The sequence below is a fragment of the Cupriavidus basilensis genome, from assembly GCF_029335485.1.
Taxonomy (GTDB): domain Bacteria; phylum Pseudomonadota; class Gammaproteobacteria; order Burkholderiales; family Burkholderiaceae; genus Cupriavidus; species Cupriavidus basilensis_E.
This window is the reverse complement of record NZ_JARJLM010000228.1, coordinates 1-10603: the sequence shown is the minus strand read 5'-3', so window position 1 is coordinate 10603 and position 10603 is coordinate 1. Positions and strand designations below refer to the sequence as shown.

The window sequence follows — 10603 nt, the reverse complement described above, 5'->3', positions numbered from 1 at the left end:
CCGTCACCGATGCGAATGCCGGCGATGCCGAAGGCATGGTCCCGGAAACGCCGGAATTCGCCGTATCCCGTGATGTTGCATTCGTGGCCGATGCGGTGGATTCGTTGACGGCGTCCGGGCCTGAGGCCGAGGCTGAAATCGAAGTCGAAGTCGAAGTCGAAGTCGAAGTCGAAGTCGAAGCCGAATTCGAAGCCGAAGCCCAAACCGAAGCCGAAGTCGAACATCACGCCGAGGTCGAAGCCGAGTTCGAACCCGAGGTCGGAGTTCAAGCCGAAACCGAGGCTGGTACGGATGAAAGCGCCGACTGCGTTCTCGATGCCAATCTGTTGGTCGAGCACCGGGGCGAGGAGATGGGTCCCGAACCGGCGCATCAGGCGGAAGCGGCGCCGGCCGCCGTCATCGCACCCGAGCCTGCCCCGGTGCCCGAGGCATTGCCTGCCGCACCGGCTGCCAAACCGCGCATCGTGTTGCAGGCCGTGGTCGGCAAGGTGGTCGCGCTCGGTGCCGCGCAAGGTGCGGCCACGTCAGCAGCAGTGGCACCCGGCGTGCCTGCGGCGCTGGCCATTGCAGTGACGCCGGCGCCTGCGCGTATCTCGGACTATCGCTTGCCCGACCTGGGCCTGCTGGAGGCCGCCACGGCCGATATCGAGCAGGTCACCGAAGAGCGCCTGCAGGAAACCGGTGACCTGATCGCGCAGCGCCTGGCTGAGTTCAAGGTGCCGGTATCGGTGGTGGGTGCGTCGGCCGGCCCGGTCATCACACGCTTCGAAGTGGACCCCGCCATGGGGGTGCGCGGCGCGCAGGTGGTGGGCCTGATGAAGGACCTGGCGCGCGCGTTGGGCGTGACCTCGATCCGCGTGGTGGAAACCATTCCCGGCAAGACCTGCATGGGACTGGAGCTACCCAATGCGCGGCGCCAGATGATCCGTCTGTCGGAAATCGTGGCCGCGTCGTCATTCCTCGCGCACAACTCGAACCTGGTGCTGGCGATGGGCAAGGACATCACCGGCAACCCGGTGGTGACCGATCTGGCGCGCGCGCCGCACTTGCTGGTGGCGGGCACCACGGGCTCGGGCAAGTCGGTGGCGGTCAACGCCATGATCCTGTCCCTGCTGTACAAGGCCACGCCGGACGATGTGCGCCTGATCATGATCGACCCCAAGATGCTGGAGCTGTCGGTCTACGAGGGCATCCCGCACCTGCTCGCGCCGGTTGTGACCGATATGAAGCAGGCCGCGCATGCGCTGAACTGGTGCGTGGGCGAAATGGAAAAGCGCTACCGGCTGATGTCGGCGCTGGGCGTGCGCAACCTGGCCGGCTTCAACCAGAAGATCCGCACCGCCGAGGCCGCGGGCGAGTACGTGCGCAACCCGTTCTCGCTGACGCCCGATGCCCCCGAGCCGCTGCGCACGCTGCCGCTGATCGTGGTGGTGATCGACGAGCTGGCCGACCTGATGATGGTGGCCGGCAAGAAAATCGAAGAGCTGATCGCGCGGCTGGCGCAGAAGGCGCGTGCCGCAGGCATCCACCTGATCCTGGCCACGCAGCGCCCGTCGGTGGACGTGATCACGGGTCTGATCAAGGCCAATATCCCGACCCGGGTGGCCTTCCAGGTTTCGTCCAAGATCGATTCGCGCACCATTCTCGACCAGATGGGTGCCGAGAGCCTGCTGGGGCAGGGCGATATGCTGTTCCTGCCGCCGGGCACGGGCTACCCGCAACGGGTGCATGGGGCCTTTGTTGCCGATGACGAAGTGCACCGCGTGGTGGAACACTGGAAGCAGTTCGGCGAGCCGGACTACGATGAAGCGATCCTCGCCGGCGATCCGGCGGAGGCCGCCGCCGGGGACCTGTTCGGCGATGGCGGCGAGGTCGAGGCCGACCCGCTGTACGACGAAGCCGCCGCGTTCGTGCTCAATACGCGGCGCGCGTCGATCTCCGCCGTGCAGCGCCAGTTGCGCATCGGCTACAACCGCGCCGCGCGCCTGATCGAGCAGATGGAAGTGGCAGGCCTGGTCTCGCCGATGGGCCGCAACGGCGCGCGCGACGTGCTGGCGCCGGGCTCGGGCGATTGACATCGGGCGGCGCCACCGGGAGACGATGATGGATGCCACGACTGGTCCGCCGCCTGTGCCGCAGGGCAACCTGCTGGCGCAGGTGCCCGTCGACCGCGACGCGGAGCGTTTCGAACCCCTGCTGGACCGGCCGGGCCTGAAGATCGAACGCATCGTCTCCAACGGCCAGGCCAGCCCGCCGGATTTCTGGTACGACAGCGTGCAGGACGAATGGGTGCTGCTGCTGAGCGGCAGCGCCGGCCTGCATATCGAAGGCGAGGCCGCGCCACGCCGGCTGATGACCGGCGACTGGCTGCACCTGCCGGCGCATTGCCGGCACCGCGTGGCGTGGACCGATGCGGACCAGCCTACGGTATGGCTGGCCGTGCATTGCGCAGCGGCCACGCAAGGATAGGGCGGGCGCGAGCCGAAGCCGATTACTCTCAATGCACGCGCCCCACCTCACCGCCTTCAGCCTGCCTCTGCCGGAAACACCGGCTCCCCCAGGTTCAGCATCAGCCGGTTCGCCCATGCAAAGATGGCGATCGAGTGAATCAGATCGAGTATCTCCGCGTCGCTCACGCCCACCTCGCGCAGCGCGCGCAGGCTTTCGGCGCTGACTTCGTTCGGCCGCTCGGTCAGTTCGATGGAGAACTTCGAGATTGCCCGCTCGCGCTCGGTGGTCCCGGCGGTTTCCGGGTCTTCGAATATCTGTGAAATCACATTGTTGCGCTTGGCCAGTTGCTCGAAGCGCTGCGCATGCACCGATGCACAGTACACGCAGCCATTGACCCGCGACACCACCGTGCTCGCCAGTTCGCGCTCGGCGCGCGCCATGCCGCCGGGCGCGTACATGATGGCGTTGAAGGCGGTGGAGCGCTGGCGCAGGATCTCGGGCTGGTGCACCAGGAAGAGGTAGTAATCCGAGACCTTGGCCTTGGGATGGCTTTCTTCCAGCACCGCGACCTGCCCGGGCGTCGCCTGCTCTACCTGGACCACGTCCAGCCAGGCCTTCCAGTCGAGGATTTCGTTGGTGAAACCTTTCACCTTGATCGGTGCGCTCATGCTGCGGCCTCCTTGGATTGCAGGGTCTTGAGGGCCTTGAGGCCGGCCACCAGGCGTACCTGGTAGGACAGGAAAGCGATCAGTTGCGCCAGGGTCACCACGTCGGGGGTGGCCAGGCCGGCGGCGGGCAAGGTCTTCAGGGCAGCTTCATCGCCGGCTACCGGGTTTTCGATCAGCGTGCGGGTGAAGGCCAGGATGGCGCGCAGGCGGGGATCGGCCAGCGTGGCGGGATCTCCTTGCCCTGCCACGGCGACCAGGGCCGCATCGGCGCCGGCTTCGCGCAGGCGGTCGCGGTAATGCACGGCCAGTTCCGGCGCCGGCGTCAGGCGCGCGGCATAGAGCGCCACCAGCAGGCGCTCGGCCAGCGCCAGGCCGGGCAGGGCGGGATCGAACAGGGCGTCGTAGCTGCCTTGCGTGGATACGGCGACTTTGTCGCGCTGATGGCGCAGCGCATGCGTGGCGGAGCCGGCGGCAAGGCCGGCCACGTGGTCCACCACGTCGGCGATGGCGGGGTTGGCTTGGGTCATGATGGGTTCTCTGTCTTGACTCAGGGGTTTAGTCGTTCGGTGCTTCGGCGCGGCCGGCATGACTGGCGACCGCGCGGGCCAGGAATTCACGCACGCCAATCCACGATTGTTCGTCCGCTACCGCATTGGCCGCGGGCGTGCCGCCGGTGGTGCTGATGCGCCTGGAAACCGGGTGCGCGTAGACCATCTGCGTGGCCGGCACATAGGGAAACAGGATGGCATGGCCGGCTTCCTCGAAATCGAGATGCTCGACGGCGTAGGGATGCCCGGCTTCGGCCAGCTTGTCCACCACCATGCGCGAGTACCGGCTGGAAGGCCAGGAGCCGTCGTCGGTGCCCGACAGCAGCATCACCGGTCCGCGGATGTTTTCCACGCGGATGCGGGCGCGCGCCACCGCCTCGGGGTCCTGCAGCGCGGTCAGGATGGCGCGTTCGTGCCGGTGCGGCGCCGGGCCTTCGTCGAAAGGCGCCCAGCTGGCAGTGCGGTTGTTCTCCCATACGTGCGCCAGCGGCTTGCCGTGGTGCAGCCAGGCCGCGCCTTCGCGCCCGATGGCGGGGTCGGCGGCATTCTGCGCGCTGTGCACTACCGCCCCCGGCACATAGCCGATCACCGCCGAGACCAGCCCGGCAAAGGTCGCGCCCAGCAGCAGCACCAGCTCGCCGCCGCGGGACTGGCCCGACAGCGCGATGAAATCGTGCGCCGGCCGTACCTGCTGGCGCATCCAGCGCAGGCCGCGCTCGAAGTATTCCAGCGGCGTATTGGAGATATAGTCCGAGAGCCCCGGCGCCTTGAAGTACGCCAGCGCCAGCGCGGCATAGCCGCGCGAAGCATAGAGCGCGGCGCGCGGCTCGTTGATGCCGCCGCCCGAGCCGTTGAGCACCATCACCGCCGGATGCGGCCCCGGGCCCGCAGGCAGGTAGAGCGTGCCGACCAGGCCGTCGTCGCGCACTTCCTGCCGGGTCACGCCGGCGGCCGCCAGGCGCTGCACCAGTTCGCCGCGCACCTCGCCGCCGTCCGTGCGCACCGTGATGTCGGTCGCGAGCGGCCGGGTGGCGTCGGCGTGGAATAGCTCCCGGCTGTCGCTGTCGACCGGGCGCTGCGACCAGAGCAGGCCCATCGGGCTGACGCCCGAGTAGCTGCCGGACGAAGGCGCGTCGCGTTCCAGGTCGACAGTGCCCGCGGCATCCGCCACGAACACCGCCTCGCTGGCCCAGGGAATCTCCCGGCCGCGCAGCGTGCGCGCGGCGACGGTGACGATTTCGCCGGGGCGCAGGCCCGACACGGCGATCCGGCGCGGCACGTCGATCAGCTCGTCGGCCGGCGTGATGGTAAGCAATGCCATATCCGCTGCTCCGCCTTACTTGCCGTCGCGCGTGACCATCATCGCCGCGGTACGGTCGCTGGTCATCGGCGCCACCTTCAGGCCCTTCTTCGCGGCCCAGATGTTCTGGTAATGGTAGAGCGGCAGCACCCCCACGTCGTCCGACACCAGCTTGACCGAGCGGCGCAGGATGGCTTCGCGCCTGGGCACGTCGAACTCGGCCGTGGATTCGTCCAGCGCCTTGTCTACCGCCGGGTTGCTATAGTGGCCCCAGTTCGAGGCCCCCAGGCCTTTCCTGGCATCCACGGTGGCGAGCACGTTGACCAGCGCGTAGCTGGCTTCGCCGGTGCCATTGCCCCAGGCCAGCATGCTGACCGCGTACTCGTTCTTGTTGGCGCGGCCCGAGTAGACCGACCAGGGCACCACTTCCACCTGCGTCTTGACGCCCACGCGCGTCCAGAACTGCGCCACCGCCTGCGCGGTCTCGGGGCCTTGCGGATAGCGGTCGTTAGGTGCGTGGATGGTCAGCTTGAAGCCGTCCTTGAAACCCGCCTCGGCCAGCAGTTTCTTTGCCTGCTCGGGATCGTAGGGGATGTCCTTGACCTCCGGGTTGTAGCCGAAGGTGTTCTTCGGCATCCACTGGTTGGCCACGCTGGCCGTGTTTTGCAGGATGCGGCCCACCACCGCCTGGCGGTTGATCGCCAGCGACAGCGCACGGCGCACGCGCACGTCCAGCAGCGGGTTCTTGTCGAGCGGCTTGCCGGCATTGTCGGTGATGTACGGGTTGGGGCCGGGCTTGAAGCTCGGCTGCAGCAGCATGACGCGCAGGCCGGCATAGGGGAAGACGCTCACGCCGGGCGACTGCCTGAGCTTGGCGAGGTCGGAGACCGATACCTTGTCGATCACGTCGACATCGCCGGACAGGAGCGCCGCGGTGCGCGCGGGGCCATTGTTGATGTAGCGGTAGCTGACCTGCTGCCAGGCCGGCTTGCCGCCCCAGTAGCCGTCGTTCCGCGTCATCGTCACACGGTCGCCCGGCGTGTAGGAGACGAATTTGTACGGACCGGTGCCGACCACGGCGCGGCCGCTGTTGTAGTCCTCGGTGCCGGATTTCTCGCCGACATGCTTGCTGACGATATGGATCGAGGCCAGGTTCAGCGGCAGGTCCGGGTTCGGGATGGTGGTCTTGACGATCAGCGTGTACGGATCCTTGGCGGTGACCGCTTCCACGGTGCGCAGATAGCCCGAGAATGAGGCCACGCTGCCTGGCACGTTGCGCACGCGCTGGTAGGAGAAGATCACGTCCTCGGCGCCGAAGGGCTTGCCGTCCTGCCACTTCACGTCGCGGCGCAGCTTGAATTCCCAGGTCTTGTCGTCCAGCGGCTTCCATGACAGGGCCAGCCCTGGCTGCAGCTTGTTGTCCTTGTTCTCCACCAGCAGGTCCCAGAAGTGCAGGTCCACGGAGCGGTCGCCCGCATGGTTGTTGAGTTGCGGGTCCAGCGAGGACAGCGGATCGGCAAAGGCGATCGACAGCGACTGCGCGGAGGCGGCGCCGGCGCAGAGCATGGCGGCGACGGTGGCGCTGGCGGAAAGGGACAACAGGCGTTTCATGGACGGATTCCTCGGGGCGGTTGGAATAGGTTGGGCGGCGCGGCGCGCTTCAGCCGCCGTCGTTCAGGTGGCAGGCGCTGAAATGGTTCACGGCGATGCCGCGCAGGCGCGGCACCTCGGTCCGGCAGCGCGCCATGGCATGCGGGCAGCGCGGATGGAAATGGCAACCCGGCGGCGGCGCCAGCGGGCTCGGAATCTCGCCGCGGATGGCGGTGAAGGTCTTGTGGCGCGAATCCAGGCGCGGGATTTCCGCCAGCAGCGCCTGCGTGTAGGGATGGTTGGCCTGCCGGAATATCTCCTCCGTGGGCGCGCTCTCCACCACGCGGCCCAGGTACATGATGACCACGCGGTCCGACACATGCTCCACCACGCCAAGGTCGTGGCTGATAAAGAGATAGGTCAGGCCGAGCTGCTCGCGCAGGTCCATGAACAGGTTGAGCACCTGTGCCTGGATCGAGACATCCAGCGCGGCCACCGCCTCGTCGCACACCAGTAGCTCCGGCTGCACGGCCAGCGCGCGGGCAATGCCGATGCGCTGGCGCTGGCCGCCGCTGAACTGGTGCGGGTAGCGCTGGCGCAGGGCCGGGTCCAGCCCGGCGCGCTCCAGTTGCGCGCTGACGTAGTCGTCGAAGCCGGCCGCATCCACCAGCCCGTGCAGGCGCGCGCCTTCGCCGACGATGCGATCGACCCGCAGGCGCGGGTTCAGGCTGGCATACGGATCCTGGAACACCATCTGTATCTTCAGGCGCAGCGCGCGGCGGGCGGCGGCATCCAGGCCGTCGATGCTTTGGCCGTCCACGCGGATCTCCCCCGCCGACGGTGGCAGCAGGCCGGCCACCATGCGGCCGAGCGTGGACTTGCCGCAGCCGGATTCGCCCACCAGGCCAACCACTTCGCCACGGCGGATCTGCAGGTCGACGCCGTCCACGGCATGGGTGACCGGCGCCGGCTCCGACCAGCCCAGCCGCCGCAGCGCGCGGCCAATATAGTCGAAGCGGCCGGGATGCTGCTCGCCAAAGCGCTTGGCAAGGCCGCGGGCGTCGATCAGCGCAGGCAAGCGCGGCGGCTCGCCGGCGGCGTGTTCAGTCGGCTTCATGCGAACTCCGCGGTGACGGCCGGCTGGCCCGGGTGAAAGCAACGGACCTGGCGCAAGGCTCCGGGCGAACTGATCGCCGGGGCCTCGCGGCAAGCCCCGGAGGCGCGCGGGCAGCGCGCGGCAAAGGCGCAGCCGGGCGGCATCGTCAGCAGGTTCGGCGTCATGCCAGGGATCTGGCGCAGGCGCTGGCCGCGCTTGTTCAGGCTCGGCAGGCTGCCGATCAGGCCTGCCGTGTAGGGATGCAGCGGATGATCGAGCACGGCGTCTACCGGGCCTTGCTCGACGATGCGGCCGGCGTACATCACCGCCACCTCGTCGGCCAGGCCGGCCACCACGGACAGGTCGTGCGTGATCCAGATCAGCGCCGTGCCGTGCTGGCGCGCCAGCTTCTGCACCTCGGACAGGATCTGCGCCTGGATGGTGACGTCCAGCGCGGTGGTGGGCTCGTCGGCAATGATCAGGTCGGGCCGGTGCAGCATGGCGATGGCGATCGCCACGCGCTGGCGCATGCCGCCGGAAAGCTGGTGCGGATACGCGCGCAGGCGTTCCTCGGGGCTCGGAATGCCCATCATGCCCAGCGTATCGCGCGCCAATTCACGCGCCTGCTTACGGCTCGCGGCGCTATGGGCGCGTACCGCCTCGATCATCTGCGCATCCACCCGCATCACCGGGTTGAGCGTCATCATCGGGTCCTGGAAGATCATCGCGATGCGATTGCCCTGCAGCTGGCGCAGTTCGGCGGGCCGCATGCAGGTCAGCTCGCGGCCCTGGAACAGGATCTCGCCGCCCACGATGCGTCCCGGCGCGTCGACCAGTCCCATGATGGAGAATCCCGTCACCGACTTGCCCGAGCCGGATTCGCCCACCAGTCCGAGAATGCGGCCGCGCGGCACGCTGAAGGAAACGTCGTCCACCGCCGGCAGCACGCCGGCGCGGGTTTCGAAGTGCGTGCGCAGATGGCGGACTTCCAGCGTGGGCACGGCCTTGTCGATGCTTGCCGCCGTCATTTCTGCAGTCTCGGGTTGAGTACGTCGCGCAGGCGGTCTCCCACCAGGTTGATGGCCACCACCGTGACCAGCAGCGCGATGCCGGGGAAGAAACTGATCCAGTATTCGTCGGACAGCATGAACTGGTAGCCGTTGGCGATCAGCAGGCCAAGCGATGGCTCGGTCACCGGCACGCCCAGGCCGAGGAAGGACAGCGTGGCTTCCAGCGTGATGGCGCGCGCCACCTGCAGCGAGCCGATCACGATCAGGGGCGGCAGGCAGTTCGGCAGGATATGGCCCACCACGATGCGCCAGTTGGAGATGCCCTGGCCGCGCGCCGCTTCCACGTATTCGCGCCGGCTCTCCACCAGCGCCTGGCCGCGCGCGGCGCGCGCATAGTAGGCCCATTCCAGGATCACCAGGGTCAGCACCACATTGAGCACGCCCTTGCCGAGGAAGGCCAGGATCATCATCGCCACCAGGATCGACGGGAAGGACAGCAGCAGGTCCACCGTGCGCATGATCAGGCTGTCGATGCGGCCGCCGGCATAGGCGGCCAGCAAACCCAGCAGGGTGCCGACGATTCCGGCGATCAGCGCCGAGCCCACGCCCACGGTCAGGCTGATGCGCAGGCCATAGAGGATGCCGGAGAAGATGTCGCGCCCCTGGCCGTCGGTGCCCAGCCAGTAGCTGAAGCTGCCGGCGCCGTTGGGCGTGCCGGGCGCCAGGCGTGCGTCCATCACGTCGAGCTGCAGCAGGTCGTAGGGATTCTGCGGCGTCACCAGCGGCGCGAAGATGGCGGCCAGCATCAGGATGGCCAGCACGGCAAGGCCGAACACGGCAGTGCGCGAGGCGAAGAAATCCGCCGCCACCCGGCGCCAGGGCGATTCGCGGCGCAGCGCGTGGGGTGGGGCAGGCATGGCGGGGGCAGTGTTGTCGATGGCGCTCATGCGGCGGTCTCCAGCCGCACGCGCGGGTCGAGCAGCTTGTAGAGAATGTCCACGATCAGGTTCAGCGTGACGAACAGGCACACCACCACGATCAGGTAGGAAACGATCACCGGACGGTCCAGCGCGTTGATGCTGTCGAGGATCAGCTTGCCGGCGCCCGGCCAGGCAAAGATGCTCTCGGTCACCACGGCGAAGGCGATGGTCGAGCCGAATTCCAGCCCCAGCACCGTCACCAGCGGGATCATGGTGTTGCGCAGCACGTGGCCCAGCACCACGCGAAGCGGCGACAGGCCCTTGGCGCGCGCGAACTTGACCCAGTCCTGCGGCAGCACCTCGCGCACACCGGCGCGCGTCAGCCGCAACACCAGCGAGACCTTGAACAGCGACAGGTTGATGGCAGGCAGGATCAGGTGGCGCAGGCCGTCCGCGGTGAGCCACGACCAGGGCACGCCGAGCCACTCGGCGGTGGCGCCGCGCCCGCCCGATGGCAGCCAGCCGAGCCGCACGCTGAAGGCCATGATCAGCATCAGCCCGACCCAGAAGGTGGGCAGCGAGAAGCCGACGATGCTGCCGGTCATCAGTACGCGCGACAGCGGATGCTCTGGATAGAGCCCGGCGAACAGGCCCAGCGGCACACCCACCAGGATCGCCAGCAGCAGTGCCGCCACAGCCAGTTCCAGCGTGGCCGGCAGCCGTTGCAGGATCAGCTGGATGGCCGGCACGTTATAGACAAAGCTGTTGCCCAGGTCGCCGCGCAGCGCGCCATGCAGAAAGGACAGGTACTGGCGCCATAAGGGCTGGTCCAGCCCCAGCCTGGCGATGATGCGGGCACGCTCGACCTGGTCCACGTCCTGGCCGATCAGGATGTCGACCGGGTTGCCGATCGCGTGCAGCCCGGCGAAGACGATCACCGACATCGCCAGCACCACCAGCAGCGACTGCGCCAGCCGGCGCGCCAGCCATCGGATCGGCCAGCGGCTCATGATGCGTTCG

At 68.1% G+C, this 10603-nt stretch carries 8 protein-coding genes and 1 pseudogene; 2 read left to right on the top strand and 7 right to left on the bottom strand.

Features of this window, described 5'->3' with window-relative positions:
• Together P3W85_RS13310 and P3W85_RS13305 are read left to right on the top strand one after the other, a co-directional pair.
• A partial coding sequence (locus P3W85_RS13310; protein ID WP_276265123.1) for a DNA translocase FtsK occupies positions 1-2075 on the top strand: 2075 nt, incomplete at its 5' end.
• Between the two features lie 28 nt (positions 2076-2103).
• Positions 2104-2469, top strand: coding sequence for a cupin domain-containing protein (locus P3W85_RS13305; protein WP_017230305.1), 366 nt, complete (start codon positions 2104-2106; stop codon positions 2467-2469).
• 56 nt (positions 2470-2525) lie between these two features.
• Here P3W85_RS13305 and P3W85_RS13300 read toward each other — a convergent pair whose 3' ends face one another.
• The 7 genes and pseudogenes from P3W85_RS13300 to P3W85_RS13265 all read right to left on the bottom strand — a co-directional run bounded on the left by P3W85_RS13300 (position 2526) and on the right by P3W85_RS13265 (position 10593).
• Positions 2526-3119 carry a peroxidase-related enzyme gene (locus P3W85_RS13300; RefSeq protein WP_276265122.1) on the bottom strand — a complete coding sequence of 198 codons (594 nt, stop codon included), beginning with the start codon at positions 3117-3119 and terminating at the stop codon, positions 2526-2528.
• Positions 3116-4988, bottom strand: a pseudogene (locus tag P3W85_RS13290) (acyl-CoA thioesterase/BAAT N-terminal domain-containing protein). Before P3W85_RS13290 ends, P3W85_RS13300 begins: the two are co-directional and overlap by 4 nt.
• A gap of 15 nt (positions 4989-5003) precedes the next feature.
• Positions 5004-6578: an ABC transporter substrate-binding protein gene (locus P3W85_RS13285; protein ID WP_276265119.1), complete on the bottom strand. Its 1575-nt coding sequence runs from the start codon at positions 6576-6578 to the stop codon at positions 5004-5006.
• A 49-nt stretch (positions 6579-6627) separates the two neighbouring features.
• Positions 6628-7674 (bottom strand): ABC transporter ATP-binding protein, encoded by a 1047-nt coding sequence (locus P3W85_RS13280; RefSeq protein WP_276265118.1) that lies wholly within the window; start codon positions 7672-7674, stop codon positions 6628-6630.
• Positions 7671-8681: an ABC transporter ATP-binding protein gene (locus P3W85_RS13275; protein ID WP_276265117.1), complete on the bottom strand. Its 1011-nt coding sequence runs from the start codon at positions 8679-8681 to the stop codon at positions 7671-7673. Before P3W85_RS13275 ends, P3W85_RS13280 begins: the two co-directional genes overlap by 4 nt.
• The gene (locus P3W85_RS13270) at positions 8678-9610 is read right to left on the bottom strand and encodes an ABC transporter permease (protein ID WP_276265116.1); all 933 of its coding nucleotides are present in this window, start codon (positions 9608-9610) and stop codon (positions 8678-8680) included. Before P3W85_RS13270 ends, P3W85_RS13275 begins: the two co-directional genes overlap by 4 nt.
• Positions 9607-10593: an ABC transporter permease gene (locus P3W85_RS13265; protein WP_035805455.1), complete on the bottom strand. Its 987-nt coding sequence runs from the start codon at positions 10591-10593 to the stop codon at positions 9607-9609. The genes P3W85_RS13270 and P3W85_RS13265 overlap by 4 nt, the downstream gene beginning before the upstream one ends.
• Positions 10594-10603 lie beyond the last annotated feature (10 nt).